This is a genomic window from Cupriavidus sp. DB3 (assembly GCF_020418465.1).
Lineage (GTDB): Bacteria > Pseudomonadota > Gammaproteobacteria > Burkholderiales > Burkholderiaceae > Cupriavidus > Cupriavidus cauae.
Window position 1 is genome coordinate 122,670 of the sequence record NZ_JAIZPL010000004.1, and the last position, 24,053, is coordinate 146,722.

Genomic DNA, 24,053 nt, shown 5'->3' on the forward strand with positions numbered 1-24,053 from the left:
CACGCGCGCGGCCTGCACCTCAGGCTTAGACGCCCCACAGTTTCCACGCCGGCCGCGTGGCCTTCAGTGCGTTTTCGACCTTCGCATACAACGCGCGGGTACGCCCTTGCGCGGCCCCGCGCGCGCGGGCCTGCAGAAACAGATCGCGCGCCTCCTCGCGCCTCGCCAGACCCAGCGCGGCCTGCGCCGCATGCAGATGCACGTCCGCCTCCCAGTCGTCGCGCACCGCGAAGGCGGCATGGAAGTCGGTCAGCGCCTCGGCGTACTGCTGCGCGTCGAGCCGGATCAGCCCGCGCTGCAGCCGCGCCGCGGCCTGGTCCTCGGCATCGCCCTCGGTCAGCGCGATGGCGCGCTCGAACAGCGGCAAGGCGCGCTCGTTGTCGGCCAGGCCGCGCCAGATGCGGCCGAAGGCGTCGTAGACCCAGGCGTCCTCGACCACCACCGCGCGCGCCTGCAGGGCCTCGATCTCGTCCAGCGCCAGCGCGCGTTCGCGCGCTTCCATCGATCCGGCCGAATTCCCCAGCAGCGTGGCGAAATGCGTGCGCGCATGGGCCATCGACAGCGCCGCCTCGCTGCGTTCCTCGACCGGCAGCGCGTCAAGCCGCGCCTCCATATGGGCGATCGCGGCCCGCGCCGCGCCGATCGCCTCGCTGCCACCGATCGCCTTCCACGCGTGGATCAGCCGGCTGAACACCCAGGTCACGTGGCCCGCATGGCGATCCAGCGGATAGCGGTTCAGCACCTCGCCGGCGATCTCAACCACGCGCTGATGGCGTCCGGCGGCGTCGTGGCAGGCCAGCAGATCGAGCCAGTGCTCGATGAAATCGCTGACGGCAATGCCCTTCTCATGCAGCGCGATGCGTTCGTCGCGCTGCGCGGCATCGTCGAGATCGAGCCGGCGCGCCAGCCGGTCGCACAGCAGCGAATAGATATGCGGGTCGGCGTCATCGTAGCCGCCTTCCCCGGTGGCGAAATACTGCTCGAAGCGGGCCAGGCCCGTTTGCCAGGCGCGCAGCAGCTGTGGCCGCAGCGCTTCCGCCGACGCCGGCACGCGCTCGATGAAGTCGGCCAGCGCCAGCCCGGCAAGGTAGTAGCCATGCGCGTCGGTGGCCGCGTCGGTCAGCACGAAGTCGCGCCAGGGCTCGGCCTCGCCGCCCTGATGGCGCCACTCGAGCTCGCGTATCTGCGCCTTCGGGTCCGGCACCTGGCGCTGGTAGACCGCCAGGTCGTCGCGCGCACCGGCGAGATCGCCGGCCCGCAGCCGCAGCGGCGCGAGGATGCGGCGCGCGTGCGGATGGTCCGGGTTCTCGGCCAGCACCATCTGCGCCTGCTGCGCGGCCAGCGCGTCGCCCTGCTCCTCGCTCATCTCCAGCAGATCGGCATTGTCCAGGCCGATGCGGGCCAGGCACAGCCGCAGCATCGGTTCGGCGCGCTGTCCCTCGGACTCGGCGCCCTGCACGTGCGCGGCCGCCAGGCTCAGGATGTCGTGCGCACCCAGGTCCGGCGCGCGATACAGCAGGTCGTACCAATAGCGGCCGGCCTCGGCGAACTGGCGCAGCCGATAGTGCGCCAGCCCCGCATGCAGCTGCGCGCTCCATTCGCCGGTGGCCAGCCCGTTGCGCCGGGCCGCCTCTTCCAGCCAGGGCAGCGCCTCGGCGAAACGCTGCTGGTTCATCAGCAGCATGCCGTAGCGATGCGCCAGCACGCCGCGCGAGGCCCAGCGGTGCGCGGGATGCAGCGGCAGCTCGGGCAGGCGGGACAGCGCCGCCTCGAGCGCGGCCAGCGCCTGCTCGGGCTCGCCCTTGTCGAACAGCAACCGGGCGCGCAGCGCCTCGTAATCGACGACCTCGGGCCGCTGGCGCGCCAACGCGTCGATCACCGCCAGCGCTTCGTCGTAGCGCTCCTGCGTGGCAAGCTCGATGGCGTGGTCGTAGCTGACTGGCTGCGCGGACACGGGTACTCCTTCAGGGTGATGGGCAAAGAGGGACAACTGGGATAGCGAGGAAACGGCAAGACCGCGATTATGCGCCACGCGGGAGGCAAGGCCGTGGAAGCGGGTCGAGCCGGCCGGATGCCGCCGCCCTGGTGGTCAAGCCGGCGGCCAACGCCGCGGCCAGTGCGGTGGTGATGCGGCGGTGATGCGGCGGCCAAAGAAAACGCCACCCCGAGGGGTGGCGTTCCGCACCACAGCCCAACTGTGGAACTGTGGAATTCCGGGACAGTGGACCCAATGTCGACCCGCTGTGGAAAACCCGGGCTTACTTGCCGCCCAGCGTTTCCAGCACGGTCCACTTGCCGCCCACGACCTTGTAGACGGTGATGCCGCCGTCCTTCAGGTCGCCGCGCGCGTCGTAGGCCAGCGTCTTGGTGGTGACGCCCGGCATGTTGGTCGCCGCCAGCACCGGCAGATAGCGCGCCGGATCGGCCGAGCCGGCCTTGACCATTGCCGTCATCAGCGCGGTGGCGCCGTCGTAGGCATACGGCGAGTAGGTCTGGACCTTGCTCTTGAAACGCTTCTCGTAGTCCTGCGCATACTTGGCGCCGCCCGGCATCTGCTCCAGCGGCAGGCCGGCCAGCGACACCACCGTGCCTTCCGCTGCGGGACCGGCCAGCTTCAGGAAGTTGTCGGTCTTGGACATCTCGCCCGACACCAGCGGCGACTTCAGGCCCAGTTCCTTGATCTGCTTGGCCATCGGCGCGGACTGCGTCTCGGCGCCGCCGAAGAAGATGATGTCCGGGTTGCTGCGCTTGATGTTGGTCAGCACGGCCTTGAAGTCCACCGCCTTGTCGTTGGTGAACTCGCGGCGCACGATCTTGCCGCCGGCGGCCTTGGCGGCCTTCTCGAACTCGTCGGCCAGGCCCTGGCCGTAGGCGGTACGATCATCGACGATGGCGATGTTCTTCGCGCCGAGCTTCTTGACCACGTAGTTGCCGAGCACCGAACCCTGCTGGGTGTCGGAGGTCATCATGCGGAAGGTGGTCTTGAAGCCCTGGCGGGTGTATTCGGGCGCGGTCGCCATCGCGATCTGCGCGATGCCGGCGCGGTTGTAGACCATCGAGGCCGGGATGCTGGTGCCCGAGTTGAAATGGCCGAGCATGCCCTGGATGCCGTTGTCGACCAGCTTCTGCGCCACCACCGAGCCGGTCTTCGGATCGGCCTGGTCGTCCTCGGACAGCAGCACGAACTTGACTTCCTTGCCACCGATCTTGGGCTTGGTGGCGTTCATCTGCTCGATCGCCAGCACCACGCCGTTCTGCATGTCCTTGCCGTACTGCGCCTGACCACCGGTCATCGGCGCGGCAAAGCCGAGCTTGATTTCCTGCGCCTGCGCGAACGCGGCGGACGCCGCGGTCAGGCCGGCGATCGTCAGTGCGACGGTCAGCGCCGTCTTGTGGAAGGTCGTGTTCATCCGTTCTCCTTGGGTAGCCTGTAGGCCGGTTCACTGCACTCTTGGAAGCGTTCGGCCCGCCCCTGCGGACCACGCTTTCTCGGTGGCGCAGCGAGGGCGGGATCGCCGCCGCACCTGCGCCTGTCTGGCGCCCAACCCGGACGTCCGACCGATACGTCGGACCGGCTCGGGCGGTCAATCGTTGTCGTTGCCGTCGGTCCCCGCGGTCAGCCGATCGTCATCAGGCTCGCGTTGCCGCCGGCCGCCGCGGTATTGACCGACAGCGAGCGCTCCATCAGCAGACGCTCCAGCGCGATGCCGGTGTCGCCGTGGCCCAGCCCCTGCACGCCGACGATCGGACCGGGCCGCTGCGCGACCTGTTCGCACACCGCGCGCAGCTGGTCCGAATCGCCGTGGTGCAGCACCGCGTCGAAGGCGACGTCGGCCGCGCTCCAGTCGGCAACCAGGCGGACGCGCGATTGTACTGCCTTCGGCAGCCGCGCATACAGGGTCCGCGCGGGCTCGGCGTCCGGGCACAACGCGCCGGCGCCGACCGCCAGCACCGCCGCCAGCTGCGTGGCCAGGTCGGCCTCGTTCGGCGCCAGGCACAGCACGGTGTCGCGCGGCAGCAGCGTGTAGGTATTGCGCTCGCCGGTCGGGCCGGGCAGCGTCACCGTCATGCCCGAGGTCGAGGCCGCGGCAAAGCGGTCGCACTGCTCCACCAGCGCCGGCGCCGGGGCTGTGTCCGATGCCGCCCACTGGCGGAAGGCATCGAAGGCGGCCTGGGCCTCGGGGCGCAGGGCCGCACGCGGCTCCGCAGCCGGCGCGTCGGCCGCCGCGGCCGCACGGGCCACGGCGACGAAGGCGTCCTGCGGGCAGGTCGACAGCAGGCGGTGCAGATAGAGCGGACCGCCGGCCTTCGGACCGGTGCCTGACAGGCCCTCGCCGCCGAACGGCTGCACGCCGACCACCGCGCCGACGATATTGCGGTTGACGTAGAGGTTGCCGACATGGGCGCGCGACACGATGTGCTCGATCGTTTCGTCGATGCGGGTGTGCACGCCCATGGTCAGGCCGTAGCCGGTGGCATTGATCTGGTCGAGCAGCGCATCCAGGCGCGAACGCTGGTAGCGCACCACGTGCAGCACCGGGCCGAACACCTCGCGCTGCAGCTCGCCGATATGGTTCAGTTCGATCAGCGTCGGCGGCACGAAAGTGCCATGGCGGCACGACGGCGACAGCGCCGCGTTGGCATCCGCCTGATGCACGCGACGGCCCTTGGCGCGCATCCCCTCGATATGCTTGACGATGCCGGCGCGCGCCTCCTCGTCGATCACCGGACCGACGTCGGTCGACAGGCGATCCGGGTTGGCCATCGTCAGCTCGGCCATCGCGCCCTTGAGCATCTCCAGCACGCGGTCGGCCACATCCTCCTGCAGGCACAGCACGCGCAGCGCGGAGCAGCGCTGGCCGGCCGAATCGAACGCCGAGCTCACGACATCGGCGACCACCTGCTCGGCCAGCGCCGACGAATCGACGATCATCGCGTTCTGGCCGCCGGTCTCGGCGATCAGCGGCACCGGGCGGCCGGCGGCATCGAGGCGGCCGGCCAGATTACGCTGCAGCAGGCGGGCGACCTCGGTCGAGCCGGTGAACATCACGCCCTTGACGCGCGCATCACCGACCAGCGACGCGCCGACGGTCTCGCCACGGCCCGGCAGCAGCTGCACCGCGCCGGCCGGCACGCCGGCCTCGCGCAGCAGGCGCACCGCCTGCGCCGCGATCAGCGGGGTCTGCTCCGCGGGCTTGGCCAGCACCGTGTTGCCGGCGGCCAGCGCCGCGGCGACCTGGCCGGTGAAGATCGCCAGCGGGAAGTTCCACGGGCTGATGCAGACCACCGGCCCCAGCGGGCGATGCGAGTCGTTGGAGAAATGCTCGCGCACCTGCACCGCGTAGTAGCGCAGGAAGTCGACCGCCTCGCGGACCTCGGCGATGGCGTTCGAGAACGTCTTGCCGGCCTCGCGCATGATCACGCCCATCAGCGCCTGCATCTGCGCTTCCATCAGGTCGGCGGCGCGCTCCAGCGCCGCGGCGCGGACCTCGGGCGGCGTGGCCTGCCAGATCGGCGCGGCATTGACCGCGGCCTGCAGCGCGGCCTCGACATCGGCCGCGCTGGCCTCGGTGACCTGCCCCACCACATCGCGATGGTCGGCGGGATTGAGCACCGGCGCAGTGTCGCCGCCGCCCACGGGGTCGACGCCCAGCATCGGCTCGGCGCTCAGGCGCTCGGTCGCGCCGTGCAGCAGCGCCGACGACAGCGAGGCCAGGCGATGTTCGTTCGACAGATCGAGGCCCGCCGAATTGGCGCGTGCCTTGCCGTACAGGCCGCGCGGCATCGGAATGCGCGGATGCGGCAGGCCAAGCGTGCCCTCTTCCTTGTGCATCCGTTCGACCTGCGCGACCGGGTCGGCGACCAGCTCGTCCAGCGAGATGGTGTCGTCGGCAATGCGGTTGACGAACGAGGTGTTGGCGCCGTTCTCCAGCAGGCGCCGCACCAGGTAGGCCAGCAGCGTCTCGTGCGTGCCGACCGGCGCGTAGATGCGGCACGGCCGGTTCAGCTTGCCCTCGGCCACCGGGCCGACCACCTGGTCGTACAGCGGCTCGCCCATGCCGTGCAGGCACTGGAATTCGTACTGTCCGGGGTAGTAGCTATGGCCGGCGATCTGGTAGATCGCGGCCAGCGTGTGCGCGTTGTGGGTGGCGAACTGCGGATAGATCGCGTCCGGCACCGACAGCAGCTTGCGCGCGCAGGCGAGGTACGACACATCGGTGTAGACCTTGCGCGTGTAGACCGGGTAACCCTCCAGGCCGTCGACCTGGGCGCGCTTGATCTCGCTGTCCCAGTAGGCGCCCTTGACCAGCCGGATCATCAGGCGATGGCGGCTGCGGCGCGCCAGGTCGATCAGGTAGTCGATCACGAACGGGCAACGCTTCTGGTAGCCCTGAACGACGAAGCCGATGCCGCTCCACCCGGCCAGCTCGGGCTCGAAGCAGAGCCGTTCCAGCAGGTCCAGCGAGATTTCCAGCCGGTCGGCCTCCTCGGCGTCGATGTTGATGCCGATGTCGTACTGGCGGGCCAGCAGCGTCAGCGACTTCAGGCGCCCGTACAGCTCGCCGAGCACGCGCTCGTGCTGGGCGCGGCTGTAGCGCGGATGCAGCGCCGACAGCTTGATCGAGATGCCCGGGCCCTCGTAGATGCCGCGGCCGCGCGAGGCCTGGCCGATCGCGTGAATGGCCTGCTCGTAGGAGGCCAGATAGCGCTGCGCGTCGGCCTCTGTCATCGCGGCCTCGCCCAGCATGTCGTACGAGTAGCGGAAGCCCTGGGCCTCGTACTTGCGCGCGTTGGCCAGCGCCTCGGAGATGGTCTCGCCGGTGACGAACTGCTCGCCCATCAGGCGCATCGCCATGTCGACGCCCTTGCGGATCAGCGGCTCGCCGCCCTTGCCGATGATGCGCGTCAGCGCGCGGGTCAGGCCGGCCTCGTTATGGGTCGAGACCAGCTTGCCGGTGACCAGCAGGCCCCAGGTGGCGGCGTTGACGAACAGCGACGGGCTCTGGCCGAGGTGCGACTGCCAGTTGGCGCCGCTGATCTTGTCGCGGATCAGCGCGTCGCGGGTGGCCTTGTCGGGAATGCGCAGCAGCGCCTCGGCCAGGCACATCAGCGCCACGCCTTCCTGCGACGACAGCGAGAATTCCTGGATCAGCCCCTGCACCAGCCCTTCGCGGCCGCTGCCGCCCTTCTGCTGGCGCAGGTTCAGGGCCAGCTTCTTTGCCATCGCCAGCGCGGCGTCGGCCTGCTGCTGCGGCAGGCGGGCCTGCTCCAGCAGCACCGGCACGCATTCGGTTTCGGGCCGGCGGTAGGCGGAGGTAATCGCCGCGCGCAGCACCGACTGCGGCTGGATGCTCTGGGCAAATTCGAGGAAGGGCTGTGGCGCGCCCTCGCCGGCCACCGCGTCGAGCGTGTCGGCCCCGTCCGCGTCGGGCTGGCCGCTGCCGTTCGCCTCGTGCGGCGCCTGTCCGCGCTCGATCTGCTCCAGGTAGGAGAAGATCGCCTGCTTGATCAGCCAGTGGGGCGTGCGGTCGATCGACTGGGCAACGCGCTTCAGGCGGTCGCGGGAGGCGTCGTCGAGCTTGACGCCGAGGGTGGTGGTGGCCATGCGAGGAGATCTCCGAGGAACGCGCTTGCCGCCTCTCAATCGCCCGCCGTGGGTCGCTCAATGGAGCCCGGACGGTCGTGCGGAAGTCGCGCGATGTGATGCAAATTGGCGCGATCATACTCCCGGAGAAAACCAGGGTGCAACTTGGTATAACCCACTAGGTGCAACTGCCATGAAGGCACCGGCTCCATGCGGTTGCACCGCCGGTGTGCCGAGAGGCGATGGTGGGCTTGGTGCGCCCGTGGTCAGATCCGCAACGGGTCGATCTCCAGCTGCCAGCGTACTCCTTTGACGCTCGTCCCGACTTCACTGAAAGTTTGCGTCCACTCTCCGACAAAGCGTTGCAGTGCCATGCGCGATCCGCTTTCGATCAGCATCTGGGCGCGCTCCCGGTTGGCGATTCGCACCATCGACATCGGTACCGGGTCGTGCAGTTGCACCTCGGCGCCCAGCACCATGCCGTCGGCCCGCTCGCGGGCGGCATGCAGGAAGTCCAGGGCCCGTTGCAACTGCCCATGTTCGGCCGTCACCAGTACCTGATGGACGAAGGGCGGCAGTCCGGCCTGGCGCCGTTCGCGCAGCTGCGTGGCCGCAAAGCCGTCGTAGTCGTGGCGTACCAGCGCCTGCAGCGCCGGGGCATCCGGATAGCCGGTCTGGATCAGCACCTCGCCCGCCAGGCCGGCGCGGCCGGCGCGGCCCGACACCTGCATCAGCGACGCGAACAGGTGCTCGGCCGCGCGGAAATCGTGGCTGAACATCGCCGCGTCGGGATGGACGATACCGACCAGCGTCACGCGCTGGAAGTCGTGGCCCTTGGCGATCATCTGGGTGCCGACCAGGATGTCGACCTCGCCGGCGTGGACCTCGTCGAACATCGCTTGCGCACTGCCCTTGCGGCGGGTCGAATCGGCGTCGATCCGGGCAATGCGGGCCTGCGGGAAGCGCGCGGCCAGCGCCTCCTCGATCCGCTGCGTGCCGCGGCCCAGCGGCGCGATGTCGACGTTGCCGCAGTCGGGGCAGTGGTGCGGGATGCGGGCCTCGAGCCCGCAGTGATGGCAGCGCAGGCAGCGCTCGGGGCGATGCAGCACCAGGTACGCGGAGCAGCGTGGACAGCCGGACAGCCAGCCGCAGCTGTCGCAGGCGATCACCGGCGCATAGCCGCGCCGGTTCAGGAACAGCAGGCTTTGCTCGCCGCGGGCCAGGCGCGCCTCGATCGCCTGCAGCAGCGGCGCCGACAGGCCCTCGTAGAGCGGCCGCTGGCGCTGCCGCTCGTGATTCAGGTCGACCAGCCGCACGGTCGGCAGCACCGCGTCGGCCTGGGCCCGTTCGCGCAGCACCAGCTTGCGGTAGGCCCCCTGCTCGGCGCGCCACCAGGATTCCATCGACGGCGTGGCCGAGCCGAGCACCACCGGGATGCCGAGCTGCTTGGCGCGCCAGACCGCCAGATCGCGGGCCGAGTAGCGCAGGCCCTCCTGCTGCTTGTACGAGGTGTCGTGCTCCTCGTCGACCACGATCAGCGCCAGCGTCGGCAGCGACGCCATCACCGCCATCCGTGTGCCCAGCACGATACGCGCTTCGCCGCGATGGGCCGCCAGCCAGTGCAGCGTGCGCTCCTGATCGGCCATGCCGCTGTGCAGGACGGCCAGTGGCGCCGCCGGGAAGCGCGCGGCGATGCGTGCCTGCAGCTGCGGCGTCAGATTGATTTCGGGCACCAGCATCAGCACCTGGGCCGCGGGATCGCGCGCCAGTGCGGCCGCGATCGCGTGCAGATAGACCTCGGTCTTGCCGCTGCCGGTGACGCCGTGCAGCAGGAAGGGGGCGAAGCCGATCGCGGCGGCGATGGCGTCGACGGCCTGACGCTGTTCCGGGTGCAGGGCGGGTGTGGGGGGACGTACTGCGGCCGTCGATTCGGCCGTTGCGGCAGGATCGGCCGGATCGCGGCGGTCGCCACCGCGACCGGGGCCCGAGTCGCCGGGTTCGCCGGGTTCGCCGGGTTCGCCGGGTTCGCCGGGTTCGCCGGGTTCGCCGGGTTCGCCGGGTTCGCCGGGTTCGCCGGGTCCGCCGGGTCCGCCGGGTCCGCCGGGTCCGCCGGAGTGGCGGGGGCCGCCGTCGTGGCTGAGGATGCCGGGCTCGCAGGGATCAGCGGATTCATCGGATCCGCCTGGCTCGGCGGCGGTCAGCAGCGGCCGGTCCACCGTCTCGCAGTCGACCCAACCCGCCTCGACCCATTGCGCCAGCCGCGCCGGCGCGGCGGTGCACAGCAGGCGCGCGGCCTGCTGGGTCAGCCACTGCCCCTGCGAGCCGGCATCGACCAGCGCCTTGGCCAGCGCGCCAACGGAGCGGGCGCGCGGCGGCACCGCGGCCAGCAGCGCCTCGGCGCAGCCCTCGCGCACCCGGAACCGCTCGGTGCGCGCGCGCGCCGCCAGCCGGGGCCAGGCCTGCGCGTCGCGCAAACCGGGCGGCAAGGCGGGCAGGATCACCTCGCCCAGACGCCGGTGGTAATAGGCGGCCGCAAAAGAGGCCAGCGCCAGCCAGTGCGCATTGAGCGGCGGCAGCCAGCCCAGCCGCTGCGATACCGGACGCAGCCGGTCGGCGGGCACCTCGCTGCGATCGGTACCCGCAATCGCGACCCCCACCATCTCGCGCCGGCCGAACGGCACGGCAACGAGCTCGCCCGGACGGACGTGCCTGCCGTCGAGCTCGGCGTTCAGATAATCGAAGCGGTCGTCTGCGGGCGTGTCCAGCGCGATCTGCACCAGCGGCGACGCAGCGCCGCCGACTTCGTTCTGCGGCGGCGGGCTTGCCAGGGATGAGGACGGGGACGACACGATCAGCGGGGGCGGGGGCGAGGACGGCCGGCAAATTCCGCCGGCACCGAAGTGTGCACCATACACGACACTTCGTTGCCGAAACTCTGCATCGGCGGGGCGAGGCCGGGGGCACGAGGACGGCGTGCCGGTCGTTGGGTGCGGTGCAGCATCAACTTAAAGTAAAACTTCAAATGTGGGGCTAAGTCGATGATAGATGACCAGTTTTCCCCTCTCTCCACATCGCCTGTGGATAACTTTGTTGAAAACTCGGGCCAACTTGCCGTAAAGGCGCGCGAAACAAGGCTTTCGGGACCATGACCATGCTCCAGCGCCTGCTGTCAAGCCATTAAAAATCAATGACTTAGCAATATCCCCCGATTGTGTTAAGTGATAACCCCGTCGTGCACTGCGGAAAGCCCATTTGTGTGCATAAGTCAAGCCTTGACAGGCATCGATTCATCGCCGAAGCGCCACGATGGCGCCCCGCATGCACACGATTCGGCAGCGCAGACGCACCGGCACCGGCGTGCGCGGGCCTATGCCTGGGCGCCGTCGCGCTGCCGCAGCGCACGGCTGTGGCGGTGCACTTCGTCGACCAGCACCGTTACGCTCTCGGGCGGCGTGAATTGCGAGATTCCATGTCCGAGGTTGAAGACATGGCCATCGCTGCCGCCGCCGGCCGCGTAATCGTCCAGCACCCTGCGAGCCTGTTCGCGGATGCCGGCCTCGTCGGCGAACAGCACGGTCGGGTCCAGATTGCCCTGCAGGGCCACGCGGCCTCCGGTACGCCGGCGCGCGGCGGCCAGATTGACCGTCCAGTCCAGGCCGATGGCATCGGCGCCGCTGTCGGCCAGCTGCTCCAGCCACAGGCCGCCGCCCTTGGTAAAGACGATCACCGGCACGTTCTCGCCCTGATGCTCGCGGCGCAGGCCCGCGATGACCTTGCGCATGTAGTCGAGCGAGAAGCGCTGGTACATGCCGTCGGCCAGCGTGCCGCCCCAGGTATCGAACAGCATCACGGCCTGGGCGCCCGCCTCGATCTGCGCGTTCAGATAGGCGGACACGGCCTGCGCATTGATCTCCAGGATCCGGTGCATCAGGTCCGGGCGGGCGTACATCATGCCCTTGACCAGCCGGAAGTCGTCCGAGCCGCCGCCTTCGACCATATAGCAGGCCAGCGTCCAGGGGCTGCCGGAGAAGCCGATCAGCGGCACGCGCTGGCGTCCGTCCTGTACCAGGGCACGCCGGATCGACGCGACCGCATCGAACACGTACTGCAGTTCGCCCATGTCCGGCACCGCCAGCCTGGCGACATCGGCCTCGGTGCGCAGCGGCCGCGCGAAGCGCGGGCCTTCGCCCTGGGCAAACGACAGGCCGAGGCCCATCGCGTCGGGTACGGTCAGGATGTCCGAGAACAGGATCGCGGCGTCGAGCGGAAATCGGTCGAGCGGCTGCAGGGTGACTTCGGTGGCAAAGGCCGGATTCTTGGCCAGCCCAAGGAAGCTGCCGGCCCGTGCGCGCGTGGCGTTGTATTCGGGCAGATAGCGCCCGGCCTGGCGCATCAGCCACAGCGGCGTGTATTCGGTCGGCTGGCGGCGCAGCGCGCGCAGGAAGATGTCGTTCTGCAGTGCGGTCATGGTGGTCCTCGTCAGCCCGCCATTCTACGGGATCGCCACACCGCCGCCGGCAGTATTACGGGCATGGCGCCCCGGTGATTCCGCGCGCCGGTGCGCCCGGCTTCATTGCTTGTTCTGCCTCATTCTTTTCAGACCGCCCTCCTCGTCCATCCTCGATCTCGTCGAGCGTCATCCCGTCGAGCGTCATTCCTCGTCCAGCAACTGGGCGAAGGCCTGGGCGCCGCGCCGCATCCATTCCCGTGCCCGCGGCGATTCGCCCTGCAGGCGGGCGAAGCCATGGGTCATGCCGCTCGCCTCGATGGTGATCACGGCGGCGCCCTCGCGCACCAGATGATCGGCGTAGGCGAGGCCGTCGTCGCGCAGCACGTCATGCGCCGCGACCAGCACCACCGTCGCCGGCGGGACCGCGGTGGAGCGGCCGGGGAGCGCCGCCATCAGATGCAGGCGAGGATCGTCCATTGCCGTGCCGTCGGCGAGCCGCGCTTCGCCGATGAGCTGCGTCCAGTACCACGTCATTTCGTCTCGCGTCAGGCCGGGGCCGGCGGCAAAGGCGCGATAGCTCTCGCTGGCGAAGCGGGGTGCGGTGACGGGATAGATCAGGAACTGCGCGCGCACCAGGCCCGGCGTATCGGCATTGGCGAGCGCGGCGGCCTGCGCCGCCAGGTGGCCGCCGGCGCTGTCGCCAGCGACCGCCAGAAAGCGCGGATCGACTTCGAGGGCGTCGCGCCGCTGCGCCAGCCATCGCAAGGCGTCGAGCGCATCGTCGCAGGGCGCGGGATACGGATGCTCGGGTGCGAGCCGGTAGTCGACGCTGACGACCGCACAGCCGGTATCGAGCGCCAGCGCCGCGGCGACGCCGTGGTGGGTCTCGTGCGAGCCGACGACCCAGCCGCCGCCGTGGAAATAGACCAGCAGACGCGGCCTCGCCACCGCGGTGGGCCGGAACAGGCGTGCGTTCAGCGTCCTGCCCTCCAGCGCGATAGGCAGCTCGGACACGGCGAGCCCTTCCGGATCGGGACGATACGACAGCGCCGCAACCTCGCGGAAGCGGGCGCGCCGCTCGAGCGCATCGGCGGGCACCGGCGCGCCGGCATAGCGCTCGGCGAGTCCGCGATAGTAGGCAAGCAGGTCGGGGTCGATGGCCATGGCGTCCCTGGGCGAATTCGTGGGAGGTGAGGATGGAAGACGGAAAGCGAAGGGGTCGAATGATACGCGGCGACGCCGCTCAACCGCGCATCGTTTCGATCTTGGTGCAGCGGTCCTGTACCGCCATCAGCCCGGCGTCCTTCGCGCGGGCCAACGCCTCGTCGTTGACGATGCCCAGTTGCAGCCAGACGCCTCGCGCACCGATCGCGATCGCCTCCTCCACGACCGGCGGCACATCGGGCGAACGCCGGAAGATATCGACCCACTCGATGCGTGCGCCCTCCGCCGCCAACACTTGCGCGGCGTCGTGCAGCGAGGCATGGCAGCGCTCGCCCAGGATCGATTCGCCGGCGTGGTTCGGGTTGATGGGGACGATGCGGTGACCGTGCCGCTGCAGGAAGGCGGCCACCTCGTGACTCGCGCGCTCGGGCTTGTCGGACAGCCCAACCACGGCGACCGTGCGCAGCTTCAGCATGCCTTCGATATCGGCCTGCATGGTATCCATTCAGTGCTCCTTGGCAGGCGGGCAAGACACCCGCAGCGATGGAACACTGCCGGTGCACGCACCGGGCGTCAACCCCGACGAGGTGATCCGGCGAGCAGTGCCGAAACGGAAATAGTCATGCACCAGAACGATGCCAGCGTGCGATAGCCAACAGAGTGTGCCAATTTTTGTGGCTATTGCGGCCAATTTGCCGTCTTTTCGCTTTCAACTACTTGCAAACCGATACACTTTGTTACTGCCATAGGGGGAAGTTTCCCCCACAATGCTTTGACACATTGTGAACTTTGTGACGGCGCCGCAGGCCAGAGAGCCGCAGGCGCCCTGAAGAAAGCCCAGCAGCAGAATGTATTGCCGGTGTCCCGATAAACGGCGCGAATAGTAGTCGAGTATGCGCCAGATCGGATGCCGGTGCTGTGGCGAACGGTAGCGAAGCCTGCGAGACAGGCTGTCCCTGCAACAGGACGCGCTACACGTCGCCCGACCGAACCCGTTCCTTCGAATTGACCCCTCGAAGGGATTTTCCCGTCCGCGCGGCGCCTCCCCGGCCCGCGCGCTTTTTTTTTTGTGTTTTTAGTTTTTTGTCAGTGTTTGTCTGACTTCAGCCAACAGCATAGCTCGCATCATGAAAAAAGGCAGCCTCGCGGCTGCCTTTTTCCTTCGCGCTGACGAAAAAGCAACGCCTGGACGGGGTCCTGCTTACTTCTTCCGGCGCAGGCGGGCGATGGCCGCCAGCTGGGCGGCCGCAACCGCCAGCTCGCTCTGCGCACGCGCCAGGTCGAACTCGCTGCTCTGGTTCTGCAGCAGTTCCTCGGCGGCGCGCTTTGCTTCCTGCGCCTTGGCCTCGTCGAGGTCGGTACCACGGATCGCGGTGTCGGCCAGCACGGTGACGTGCTTGGGCTGGACTTCCAGAATGCCGCCGGCGACGAACACGAACTCTTCGCTGCCGTCTTCCTTCTCGATCCGCACCGCACCCGGATGGATGCGCGTGATCAGCGGCGTGTGCCCGGGCAGGATGCCCAGCTCACCCGACTCGCCCGGCAGCGCCACGAACTTCGCCTGGCCGGAGAAGATCGAGGCTTCCGCGCTGACGACGTCTACAAGAATGGTTGCCATGTGAATTCCTTTGTCCAGTCGCTTCGCTTGGAACGGCGGCGCGCCTGCGCACGGAAACCGTGCCGGCGCGCCGTCGCCTGGCGAGGCTTACTGGAGCTTCTTGGCCTTCTCGAAGGCTTCGTCGATCGAGCCGACCATGTAGAACGCCTGCTCGGGCAGGTGATCGCACTCGCCGTCCACCAGCATCTTGAAGCCGCGGATGGTTTCCTTCAGCGGCACGTACTTGCCCGGCGAACCCGTGAACACTTCCGCGACGTGGAAGGGCTGCGACAGGAAACGCTGGATCTTCCGTGCACGCGCCACCGCCAGCTTGTCTTCCGGCGACAGTTCGTCCATGCCCAGAATCGCGATGATGTCGCGCAGTTCCTTGTAGCGCTGCAGCGTCTGCTGGACGCGGCGGGCCACTTCGTAGTGCTCGGTACCGACGATCTGCGGATCCAGCTGGCGCGAGGTCGAGTCGAGCGGATCGACGGCGGGGTAGATACCCAGCGCGGCGATGTCACGCGACAGCACGACGGTCGAGTCCAGGTGCAGGAAGGTGGTAGCGGGCGACGGGTCGGTCAGGTCATCCGCCGGCACGTACACGGCCTGGATCGAGGTGATCGAGCCGGTCTTGGTCGACGTGATGCGCTCCTGCAGCTTGCCCATTTCTTCAGCCAGCGTCGGCTGATAGCCCACGGCGGAAGGCATACGGCCCAGCAGTGCCGACACTTCGGTACCGGCCAGCGTGTAGCGGTAGATGTTGTCGACGAAGAACAGGATGTCGCGGCCTTCGTCGCGGAAACGCTCGGCCATCGTCAGGCCGGTCAGCGCCACGCGCAGACGGTTGCCCGGCGGCTCGTTCATCTGGCCGAACACCATGGCCACCTTGTCGAGCACGTTCGAGTCCTTCATTTCGTGGTAGAAGTCGTTCCCTTCACGGGTACGCTCGCCCACGCCGGCGAACACCGACAAGCCGCTGTGCTGCTTGGCGATGTTGTTGATCAGTTCCATCATGTTGACGGTCTTGCCGACGCCGGCGCCGCCGAACAGGCCAACCTTGCCGCCCTTGGCGAACGGGCAGACCAGGTCGATCACCTTGATGCCGGTTTCGAGCAGGTCCACCGAAGGCGACAGTTCGTCGAACTGCGGGGCCTTCTGGTGAATCGCGCGCACTTCGTCCGCGGCGATCGGGCCGGCTTCGTCGATGGGACGACCCAGCACGTCCATGATGCGGCCCAGCGTGCCGTGACCGACCGGCACCGAAATCGGCGCGCCGGTGTTCTTCACGGCCATGCCGCGGCGCAGGCCGTCGGACGAGCCCAGCGCGATGGTACGGACGACGCCGTCACCGAGCTGCTGCTGCACTTCGAAGGTCAGGCCCTTCTCGGCGAACGACGCTTCGTTGCTCTCTTCCAGCACCAGCGCGTCGTACACCTTCGGCAGCGCGTCGCGGGGGAACTCGATGTCCACCACGGCGCCAATACACTGCACAATATTTCCGATACTCATTTCGTATCTCCGATAGCTTGAATTCTTGACGCCCAGTCTCGTCAGTTACACGGCTGCCGCACCGCTGACGATTTCCGACAATTCCTTGGTGATCGCTGCCTGGCGGGTCTTGTTGTAGTCCAGCTGCAGTTCTGCAATCACGTTCTTGGCGTTGTCGGACGCCGCCTTCATGGCCACCATGCGCGCCGACTGCTCGGACGCCATGTTCTCGGCCACGGCTTGGTACACCAGCGCTTCGACGTAGCGGACCAGCAGGTCTTCCACCACCGTCTGGGCGTCGGGCTCGTAGATGTAATCCCACGAGTAAGCGCGCTTTTCCTCTTCGGTCTGCGCCATCCGCTCGGCGGACAGCGGCAGCAGCTGCTCGACCATCGGCTCCTGCTTCATGGTGTTGACGAACTTCGTGTACGCCAGGTACACGGCGTCCACCTCACCATTGGTGAAGGCGTCGAGCTGGACCTTGATCGCGCCGATCAGCTTTTCCAGATGCGGCGTATCGCCCAGATGCACCACGTGCGAGACCACCTTGGCGCCAACGCGGCCCAGGAACTGCATCCCCTTGGTGCCGATCGCGGTGGTTTGCACCTGCACACCGCGGTTCTGCCAGTCGCGCAGCTCGTTGGTGACGGCGCGCAGCACGTTGGTGTTCAGGCCGCCGCACAGCCCCTTGTCGGTCGTCACCACGATCAAGCCGGCGCGCTTGACGTCGCGCGCCTGCAGGAACGGATGCTTGAACTCCGGGTTGGCCGTGGCCAGGTGCGCGGCAATGTTGCGCACCTTCTCGGCGTACGGGCGGGCAGCACGCATCCGCTCCTGCGCCTTGCGCATCTTGGATGCGGCGACCATTTCCATCGCCTTGGTGATCTTGCGCGTGTTCTGCACGCTCTTGATCTTGGTTCGAATCTCTTTCGTTCCGGCCATATCTTCCTCTCCAGTCGTGCCGCGCGCCCGGCCGTCGCCCTTTTTCAGGCCGACGCCGGTTGCGCGGTCCGTGGAATCACGCGGTTAGAACGCGGCGGACTTCTTGAAATCCTCGATCGCGGCACGCAGGGCAGCTTCGTCGTCCTTCGACAGATCCTTGGTGTCTTCGATACGGTTGACGAGATCGGCGTACTTGGTCTTCAGGTGGTCGTGCAGGCCCTTTTCGAACGGCAGGATGTCCTTCACTTCCACGTTGTCGAGGAAGCCATTGTTGGCGGCGTACAGCGACGCGGCCAGCTGCCACACCTGCAGCGGCTGGTACTGCGGCTGCTTGAGCAGTTCCATCACGCGGCGGCCGCGCTCGAGCTGCTTGCGGGTGGCATCGTCCAGGTCCGAGGCGAACTGCGCGAACGCAGCCAGTTCACGGTACTGGGCCAGGTCGGTACGGATACCGCCGGACAGCTTCTTGACGACCTTGGTCTGCGCAGCGCCACCGACGCGCGACACCGAGATACCGGCGTTGATCGCGGGACGGATACCGGCGTTGAACAGGTCGGTTTCCAGGAAGATCTGGCCGTCGGTAATCGAGATCACGTTGGTCGGCACGAACGCGGACACGTCGCCGGCCTGCGTTTCGATCACGGGCAGCGCGGTCAGCGAACCGGTCTTGCCCTTGACTTCGCCATTGGTGAACTTCTCGACGTAGTCGGCGTTGACGCGGGCGGCGCGCTCCAGCAGGCGCGAGTGCAGGTAGAACACGTCGCCCGGGTAGGCTTCGCGGCCCGGCGGGCGGCGCAGCAGCAGCGACACCTGGCGATAGGCCCAGGCCTGCTTGGTCAGGTCGTCATAGACGATCAGCGCGTCTTCGCCGCGGTCGCGGAAGTACTCGCCCATCGTGCAGCCGGCGTAGGCGGCCAGGTACTGCATGGCGGCCGAGTCCGAAGCGGCGGCGGCCACCACGACGGTGTATTCCATCGCGCCGGTCTCTTCCAGCTTGCGCACCACGTTGGCGATCGTCGAAGCCTTCTGGCCGATTGCCACGTAGACGCAATAGACGCCCTTGCCCTTCTGGTTGATGATCGCGTCGACGGCGACGGCGGTCTTGCCGGTCTGGCGGTCGCCGATGATCAGCTCGCGCTGGCCGCGGCCGATCGGCACCATCGCGTCGATCGACTTCAGGCCGGTCTGCACCGGCTGGCTCACCGACTGGCGCGCGATCACGCCCGGGGCGACCTTCTCGATCACGTCGGTCAGCTTGGCGTTGATCGGGCCCTTGCCGTCGATCGGCTGGCCCAGCGTGTTGACCACGCGGCCCAGCAGTTCCTTGCCCACCGGCACTTCCAGAATGCGGCCGGTGCACTTGACCTGGTCGCCTTCCGAGATGTGTTCGTAGTCGCCCAGCACCACGGCGCCGACAGAGTCGCGCTCGAGGTTCAGCGCCAGGCCGAAGGTGTTGCCGGGGAATTCCAGCATCTCGCCCTGCATCACGCCGGACAGGCCGTGCACGCGGCAGATGCCATCGGTCACGGAAATCACCGTGCCGGTGTTGCGCACTTCAGCTTCGGCGCCAAGGCCCGAGATGCGGGACTTGATCAGCTCGCTGATTTCTGAGGGGTTCAGTTGCATCACAATGCTCCTAATTCTTCAATCCGTCGGCTGTCCGCACATCAGGCGGTCAGCGCGGCTTGCATGGCGGCCAGGCGCGCGCGCACCGAGGTATCCAGCACTTCGTCGCCCACCTTGACGCGAACGCCGCCGATCAGCGAGGGGTCGACCGTCACGGTCGGCACCAGCTTGCGCCCGAACTTGCGTTCGAGCGAGGCGACCAGATCGGTCAGCGGCGCGCCGTCGAGCGGGAACGCGCTGGTGATTTCGACGTCGGCCGAACCTTCTTGGGCGTTCTTCAGCGCATGGAACTGCTCGGCAATCTCCGGCAGCACGGTCAGGCGGTCGTTGTCCACCAGCAACTGCACGAAGCGGCGCGCCTCGTCGTTGACCGGAGACTTCAGCACCGACAGGAACAGTTCGGCCAGCTTGTCGCCGGGAACGTTCGGATCGTCGGCCAGCGCCTTGATCTCCGGGGTGGCCGCGACCTGCCCCATTTCCGAAACCAGCTCGGACCATGCACCCAGATTGCCGGCGTTGGCCTCGCTGGCGACGCGGAACAGCGCCTCGGCGTAGGGACGGGCAATGGTTGCGGTTTCTGCCATGATTAGAGCTCGGCCTTCAGTTGGTTGAGCAGGTCGGCGTGGACCTGCGCATTCACTTCACGCTTGAGGATCTGCTCTGCACCCTTGACGGCCAGCACGGCGACCTGGTCGCGCAGCTGCTCGCGTGCCTTGGTGACCTGCTGTTCGGCATCGGCCTTCGCTTGCGCGATGATGCGTGCGGCTTCGGCCTGGGCGTTGCGCTTGATCTCTTCGGCGACCATCTGGGCGCGCTTCTCCGCGTCGGCGACGCGTTGCGCACCTTCGGCGCGGGCTTCGGCCAGGGCCACGTCCACGCGCTTGTTGGCCAGCTCGAGTTCGGCCTTGCCCTTTTCGGCAGCCGCGAGACCGTCGGCGATTTTCTTTGCGCGTTCGTCGAGCGCCTTCACCAGCGGCGGCCAAATGAATTTGGCGACAACCCACCACAGGATGAAGAACACGACCATCTGCGCAAAAAACGTTGCGTTCAGATTCATGGTGTGTTCCTTTCGGTAAACAAACTACAGATAAATGCGCAAAGGCGGCCAGGCTAGTGGCCTGCGCCGCCCGTCAGCATCATGCAGACCGAAAAGATTTACTGAATGACGGCCAGCAGCGGGTTGGCGAACGCGAACAGCATGGCCACGCCCACACCGATCAGGAATGCCGCGTCGATCAGGCCGGCCAGCAGGAACATCTTGGTCTGCAGCGGGTTCATCAGTTCCGGCTGACGCGCGCAGGCTTCGATGTACTTGCCACCCATCAGAGCGATACCCAGGCAGGCACCGATCGCGCCCAGGCCGATGATGATGCCGATACCGATGGCGGTCAGACCCTGGATGTTGGCGAGAAATTCTTGCATGACGACTCCTTTAATTTGAGAAGAGACTTAGAACCAAAAAAACCAAAAACCAAAAAACCGGAAATCAGTGCTTGTCGTGTGCCTGGCCGAGATACACCAGCGTCAGCATCATGAAAATGAAGGCCTGCAGCAGCACGATCAGGATGTGGAAGATCGCCCAGACCGCGCCGGCAATCACGTGGCCGACGAAGCCCAGAGCCGACAGGTCGGCGCCGAAGGTCCACATCGAGCCCAGCAGCGCGATCAGCAGGAACACGAGTTCGCCGGCGTACATATTGCCGAACAGTCGCATGCCGAGCGAAACGGCCTTGGCCAGGAATTCGATGACGTTCAGCACCAGGTTGAACGGGGCCAGGTACCACTTGCCGCCGAACGGTGCCGACAGCAGCTCGTGCACGAAGCCGCCCGCGCCCTTGATCTTGAAGCTGTAGTAGATCATCAGGATCAGCACGGCGAACGACATGCCCAGCGTGCCGTTCAGGTCGGCGGTCGCCACGGCCTTGTGGTGCGGCAGGTGGACGCCGAACACGCCCAGCAGGTGGTTCAGGCCGTGGACCCAGTCAACCGGGATCAGGTCGATCGCGTTCATCATGGTGATCCAGCAGAACACCATCAGCGCCAGCGGCGCGATCCACGAACGGTCGCCGTGGATGATGCCCTTGGCCTGATCGTCGACCATCTCGACGATCATTTCGACGAAGGCCTGGAAGCGGCCCGGCACGCCGGCGGTAACGCGACGCGCGGCCAGGTACAGGAACAGCACGGCGATCGCGCCGCACAGCACCGACCAGAAGACGGTGTCGTAATTGATCACGCCGAAGTCGACCACGGAGGCCTGCTTGCCGCCGATCGAATTCAGGTTCTGCAAATGTTCGGCGATATAGCCGGATGGGGTGAGCGCGTTTTCAGCGCCTTGAGCAGTTGCCATGTCGAATCGAACCGTATATTGCGAAACCTGTTTGACCTGCATTCGCCATCGCGAACGCTCGGTATGCTTCTTGCACCGCCTTCGGCTCGTCGGCCGGTCACCGCAATGCAAGTCGCTTCGTAACTTCCCGATGCCGCGCGCGATTCGAAATCGGCGCGGCATCCCAATCTTGTTTTCTCGAATCCGGCCCTCAATTGCCCTGAATCAGAACAACGCGGCACCGGTTCGGGGCATGGCGATCCGTAATTCGGCAATTCGAAAATCTATCGAATCGCCAGCGCCACCCAGTACGTCTTCAACGCAAGCAGGAACGTGACCAGCATCGGCACCCAACGCAGATCGCGGTACAGCACCACCACCAGCACGAACAGCGCGACGGTGGCCATCACCTTGATCGCCTCGCCGACCACCAGCCCGCCGATCGACGCGCGGTCCCGTGCGAGCCAAAGCCGGAAGGCGAAGAACGCGCTCGGCACGCAGCACACCGCGCCGCCGAACAGCGCCGACCAGCCGTACGGTCCGGCCTCGGGGCCGAACACCGCCCAGCCGATCGCCGACAGCAGCGTCACCGCGACTTGCGCCAGCACCACCTTGCCCGGCGTCATCCGCGAGGGCCGTAGCGCGCGTTCGCCGAACAGCGACACCGCGTCGTCGTGCGACAGCGGCTGGATCGGCGCGGCGGGGCCGTCGTCGGACGCGTCGTCGCGCCAGTCGTCACGGTCCCAAGCGTCGCGATCCCACTCGTCGGCCTGACGCCCGGAAGTCCGCTCGGTACGGTCGGTATTCGATCCCGCGCGAGGCGGCTTTGGGTCTGTCGCCACTACAACTTGTCGGTCTGCCTGCTTGCAGTTCTGGCCGGGAACTTTTCGTCCTCGGCCAGTATTCAAACCGCACGATTTTACGGGGAATGCGGATAACGAGTCAATCTGCTTACAGTTGCCTTGCAAGGCAAAACACCACAACTCTTGCTATCTCGCTTCGATCATGCTTGCGCGGATATTGCGCGGCAATGACCTGACACGTAATCGGATTGCGTAGCAAAAAAATGGCGCCGGGGGAAGAACCCGGCGCCATTCGCGCTGTTCCATTGGGCGATCATCGCCCAACCGCGCTCATGCGACCTGCCGTCCCGCGGCGGGGTCGCGCAAGCGGGCCAGCACGCCGTCGAGCGCGTCGTTGCTGGAAAACTGGATGGTGAGCTGACCCTTGCCGCGCGCGCCGAGCTTGATCTGCACCGGCATGCCGAGCGCGTCGGACAGTTCCTCCTCCAGCCGCGCGACGTCGCGCGCGCCCTGCCCGGTCTTCTGCTTCAGCGACTTCAGATCGAAGGGCTTCAGCGTCGAGGTCACCAGCTTCTCGGTCTCGCGCACCGACAGCCGCTTGTTGACGATCTGGTTGGCCAGCGTGATCTGGTGCGCGCCGTCCACCGCCAGCAGCGCGCGCGCATGGCCCATGTCGAGATCGCCGGCCATCAGCATGGTCTGCACCGGCTGCGCCAGGTTCAGCAGGCGCAGCAGATTCGACACCGCGCTGCGCGAGCGGCCGACCGACTCGGCGGCCTGTTCGTGGGTGAACTTGAATTCGCGGATCAGGCGCATGATGCCTTGCGCCTCTTCCAGCGGGTTCAGGTCCTCGCGCTGGATGTTCTCGATCAGCGCCATCGCCGCCGCGGCCTCGTCGGCCACGTCCTTGATCAGCACCGGCACCTTGTCCAGCCCCGCCAGCTTGGAGGCGCGGAAACGGCGCTCGCCGGCAATGATCTCGTAGCGATCGGGCTCGGCCACGCGCCGCACCAGGATTGGCTGCATCAGGCCCTGCGCGCGGATGCTCGCTGCGAGCTCCTGCAGCGCACCCTCGTCCATCCGCGTGCGCGGCTGGTACTTGCCGGGCTGCAGCTGATCCACGCGCAGCACGGTGGGCGAACCGTCCTGGCGCGCCGCCTCGACGATCTCCGCCGGGCCGCCCAGCAGGGCTTCCAGCCCACGGCCCAGGCCCTTCTTCTTCGCGGTACTCATGGTGGTGGCTCCTTGCTTGCTGCCGCTCGCCGGCTCAGGCGATCTGGCCCAGTTGCTTGACGCGCGCGATCATCTCGGCGCCGAAATCGAGATAGGCCTTGGCGCCCTTCGACGCCGGATCGAAGGCCACGCCCGGCATGCCGTACGACGGCGCCTCCGCCAGCCGCACATTGCGCGGGATCATCGTCTTGAAGACCTTGTCGCCGAAATGCGCTTCCAGCTGGGCGGAAACCTGCTGCTGCAGCGTCACGCGCGGATCGAACATCACACGCAGCAGGCCGATGACCTTCAGGTCCTTGTTCAGGTTGGCGTGCACCTGCTTGATCGTATTGACCAGGTCGGACAGCCCCTCCAGCGCGAAGTACTCGCACTGCATCGGCACGATGACGCCATGCGCCGCACACAGGCCGTTCAGCGTCAGCAGCGACAGCGACGGCGGGCAGTCGATCAGCACGAAATCGTACTCGCCCTCGACCTCGGCCAGCGCCTGGCGCAGCCGGCGCTCGCGATGCTCGAGCTCGACCAGTTCGACCTCGGCACCGGCCAGCTCGCGGTTGGCCGGCAGCACGTCGTACTTGCCCGACTCCGAGCGCTGGCGTGCCTGCGGGATCGTGGCGAAGCCGACCAGCACCTGATAGACGCTGTGCTCCAGCCCCTGCTTGTCGATGCCCGAACCCATCGATGCATTGCCTTGCGGATCGAGATCGACCAGCAGCACGCGCTGCCCTTGCGCGGCAAGGCCAGCGGCGAGGTTCACCGTGGTGGTGGTCTTGCCCACCCCGCCCTTCTGGTTTGCGATCACGAATACCTTTGCCATGGGTTCTGCAGCTCCT

18 protein-coding genes are annotated in these 24,053 nt (G+C 67.3%); all 18 read right to left on the reverse strand.

Annotated features, from left to right (window positions below):
- Positions 1-25 precede the first annotated feature (25 nt).
- Complete coding sequence (locus K7G19_RS14105; protein ID WP_226107799.1) at positions 26-1,954, reverse strand: tetratricopeptide repeat protein; 1,929 nt, start codon at positions 1,952-1,954, stop codon at positions 26-28.
- Between the two features lie 304 nt (positions 1,955-2,258).
- A complete protein-coding gene (locus K7G19_RS14110; RefSeq protein ID WP_149317487.1) occupies positions 2,259-3,410 on the reverse strand; it encodes a branched-chain amino acid ABC transporter substrate-binding protein in 1,152 nt (383 codons plus the stop codon).
- A gap of 206 nt (positions 3,411-3,616) precedes the next feature.
- Positions 3,617-7,606, reverse strand: coding sequence for a trifunctional transcriptional regulator/proline dehydrogenase/L-glutamate gamma-semialdehyde dehydrogenase (putA, locus tag K7G19_RS14115; protein WP_226107801.1), 3,990 nt, complete (start codon positions 7,604-7,606; stop codon positions 3,617-3,619).
- Positions 7,607-7,851: 245 nt separating this feature from the next.
- The gene (locus K7G19_RS14120) at positions 7,852-10,434 is read right to left on the reverse strand and encodes a primosomal protein N' (protein ID WP_226107803.1); all 2,583 of its coding nucleotides are present in this window, start codon (positions 10,432-10,434) and stop codon (positions 7,852-7,854) included.
- A 518-nt stretch (positions 10,435-10,952) separates the two neighbouring features.
- On the reverse strand, positions 10,953-12,053 hold the full coding sequence (hemE, locus tag K7G19_RS14125) for a uroporphyrinogen decarboxylase (protein ID WP_226107805.1): 1,101 nt from the start codon (positions 12,051-12,053) through the stop codon (positions 10,953-10,955).
- Positions 12,054-12,236: 183 nt separating this feature from the next.
- On the reverse strand, positions 12,237-13,199 hold the full coding sequence (locus K7G19_RS14130) for an alpha/beta hydrolase (protein WP_226107807.1): 963 nt from the start codon (positions 13,197-13,199) through the stop codon (positions 12,237-12,239).
- 79 nt (positions 13,200-13,278) lie between these two features.
- Positions 13,279-13,704: a CoA-binding protein gene (locus tag K7G19_RS14135; protein ID WP_226107809.1), complete on the reverse strand. Its 426-nt coding sequence runs from the start codon at positions 13,702-13,704 to the stop codon at positions 13,279-13,281.
- A 696-nt stretch (positions 13,705-14,400) separates the two neighbouring features.
- On the reverse strand, positions 14,401-14,817 hold the full coding sequence (locus K7G19_RS14140) for a F0F1 ATP synthase subunit epsilon (protein WP_149317482.1): 417 nt from the start codon (positions 14,815-14,817) through the stop codon (positions 14,401-14,403).
- An 87-nt stretch (positions 14,818-14,904) separates the two neighbouring features.
- Positions 14,905-16,308 (reverse strand): F0F1 ATP synthase subunit beta, encoded by a 1,404-nt coding sequence (atpD, locus tag K7G19_RS14145; protein ID WP_023264072.1) that lies wholly within the window; start codon positions 16,306-16,308, stop codon positions 14,905-14,907.
- Between the two features lie 45 nt (positions 16,309-16,353).
- Entirely contained in the window at positions 16,354-17,229 is an 876-nt protein-coding gene (atpG, locus tag K7G19_RS14150; protein WP_149317481.1) for a F0F1 ATP synthase subunit gamma, read from the reverse strand.
- Between the two features lie 84 nt (positions 17,230-17,313).
- Positions 17,314-18,855, reverse strand: a complete 1,542-nt coding sequence (atpA, locus tag K7G19_RS14155) for a F0F1 ATP synthase subunit alpha (RefSeq protein ID WP_149317480.1) — start codon at positions 18,853-18,855, stop codon at positions 17,314-17,316.
- A 41-nt stretch (positions 18,856-18,896) separates the two neighbouring features.
- A complete protein-coding gene (locus K7G19_RS14160) occupies positions 18,897-19,439 on the reverse strand; it encodes a F0F1 ATP synthase subunit delta (RefSeq protein WP_053822841.1) in 543 nt (180 codons plus the stop codon).
- A gap of 2 nt (positions 19,440-19,441) precedes the next feature.
- On the reverse strand, positions 19,442-19,912 hold the full coding sequence (locus K7G19_RS14165; protein ID WP_149317479.1) for a F0F1 ATP synthase subunit B: 471 nt from the start codon (positions 19,910-19,912) through the stop codon (positions 19,442-19,444).
- A gap of 98 nt (positions 19,913-20,010) precedes the next feature.
- Positions 20,011-20,277 (reverse strand): F0F1 ATP synthase subunit C, encoded by a 267-nt coding sequence (gene atpE, locus K7G19_RS14170; protein WP_006579745.1) that lies wholly within the window; start codon positions 20,275-20,277, stop codon positions 20,011-20,013.
- 64 nt (positions 20,278-20,341) lie between these two features.
- Positions 20,342-21,205 (reverse strand): F0F1 ATP synthase subunit A, encoded by an 864-nt coding sequence (gene atpB, locus K7G19_RS14175; RefSeq protein WP_149317478.1) that lies wholly within the window; start codon positions 21,203-21,205, stop codon positions 20,342-20,344.
- A 263-nt stretch (positions 21,206-21,468) separates the two neighbouring features.
- Positions 21,469-22,026, reverse strand: a complete 558-nt coding sequence (locus K7G19_RS14180; protein WP_149317477.1) for an ATP synthase subunit I — start codon at positions 22,024-22,026, stop codon at positions 21,469-21,471.
- Between the two features lie 291 nt (positions 22,027-22,317).
- A complete protein-coding gene (locus K7G19_RS14185; protein ID WP_149317476.1) occupies positions 22,318-23,220 on the reverse strand; it encodes a ParB/RepB/Spo0J family partition protein in 903 nt (300 codons plus the stop codon).
- A 34-nt stretch (positions 23,221-23,254) separates the two neighbouring features.
- Entirely contained in the window at positions 23,255-24,037 is a 783-nt protein-coding gene (locus K7G19_RS14190) for a ParA family protein (RefSeq protein ID WP_149317475.1), read from the reverse strand.
- Positions 24,038-24,053: the final 16 nt, after the last annotated feature.

Bases quoted from the DNA above. Each gene is read 5' to 3' on its own strand.
- K7G19_RS14130 (WP_226107807.1), bottom strand. From the start codon at position 13,199: ATGGCCATCGACCCCGACCTGCTTGCCTACTATCGCGGACTCGCCGAG.
- K7G19_RS14140 (WP_149317482.1), bottom strand. From the start codon at position 14,817: ATGGCAACCATTCTTGTAGACGTCGTCAGCGCGGAAGCCTCGATCTTC.
- K7G19_RS14190 (WP_149317475.1), bottom strand. From the start codon at position 24,037: ATGGCAAAGGTATTCGTGATCGCAAACCAGAAGGGCGGGGTGGGCAAG.
- hemE (WP_226107805.1), bottom strand. From the start codon at position 12,053: ATGACCGCACTGCAGAACGACATCTTCCTGCGCGCGCTGCGCCGCCAG.
- atpG (WP_149317481.1), bottom strand. From the start codon at position 17,229: ATGGCCGGAACGAAAGAGATTCGAACCAAGATCAAGAGCGTGCAGAAC.
- K7G19_RS14160 (WP_053822841.1), bottom strand. From the start codon at position 19,439: ATGGCAGAAACCGCAACCATTGCCCGTCCCTACGCCGAGGCGCTGTTC.
- K7G19_RS14165 (WP_149317479.1), bottom strand. From the start codon at position 19,912: ATGAATCTGAACGCAACGTTTTTTGCGCAGATGGTCGTGTTCTTCATC.
- atpE (WP_006579745.1), bottom strand. From the start codon at position 20,277: ATGCAAGAATTTCTCGCCAACATCCAGGGTCTGACCGCCATCGGTATC.
- atpD (WP_023264072.1), bottom strand. From the start codon at position 16,308: ATGAGTATCGGAAATATTGTGCAGTGTATTGGCGCCGTGGTGGACATC.
- K7G19_RS14185 (WP_149317476.1), bottom strand. From the start codon at position 23,220: ATGAGTACCGCGAAGAAGAAGGGCCTGGGCCGTGGGCTGGAAGCCCTG.
- K7G19_RS14110 (WP_149317487.1), bottom strand. From the start codon at position 3,410: ATGAACACGACCTTCCACAAGACGGCGCTGACCGTCGCACTGACGATC.
- atpA (WP_149317480.1), bottom strand. From the start codon at position 18,855: ATGCAACTGAACCCCTCAGAAATCAGCGAGCTGATCAAGTCCCGCATC.
- K7G19_RS14135 (WP_226107809.1), bottom strand. From the start codon at position 13,704: ATGGATACCATGCAGGCCGATATCGAAGGCATGCTGAAGCTGCGCACG.
- atpB (WP_149317478.1), bottom strand. From the start codon at position 21,205: ATGGCAACTGCTCAAGGCGCTGAAAACGCGCTCACCCCATCCGGCTAT.
- putA (WP_226107801.1), bottom strand. From the start codon at position 7,606: ATGGCCACCACCACCCTCGGCGTCAAGCTCGACGACGCCTCCCGCGAC.